The sequence below is a fragment of the Bacillus sp. SIMBA_008 genome, from assembly GCF_046535495.1.
GTDB classification, from domain to species: Bacteria; Bacillota; Bacilli; order Bacillales; family Bacillaceae; genus Bacillus; species Bacillus subtilis.
Genome location: NZ_JAWRWL010001458.1, coordinates 1 through 228, shown reverse-complemented (window position 1 = coordinate 228; position 228 = coordinate 1). Strand labels below are relative to the sequence as shown.

Annotated in this window: 1 protein-coding gene; it reads right to left on the bottom strand. The window is 72.8% G+C overall.

Annotation, left to right across the window (positions count from 1 at the left end; genetic code table 11):
* Positions 1-30 precede the first annotated feature (30 nt).
* Positions 31-228 (bottom strand): hypothetical protein (locus tag SB658_RS28330; protein ID WP_410603945.1); only part of this gene is annotated, 198 nt, incomplete at its 5' end.

Below are 228 nucleotides of genomic sequence, written 5' to 3'. Positions count from 1 at the left end.
AGACGGGCATCACCGCGACCGGAGGCCGGCTCAGGGATACAGCCCACGCACGCGGTGCGCTTCCGCGACCCGCGCGACGGCAAGGCTCATAGCCGTGTCGCGGAGGTTGTGTACGGCGGCCGACCACTCCCGGCAGCGCGCCTGCTCCGCGGCACTCGCCGGCGTGCGGAACCCCACGAAGGGGGCGTCGATCACCGGGCACCCTCCGCCGAACGACGTGGTCACGAT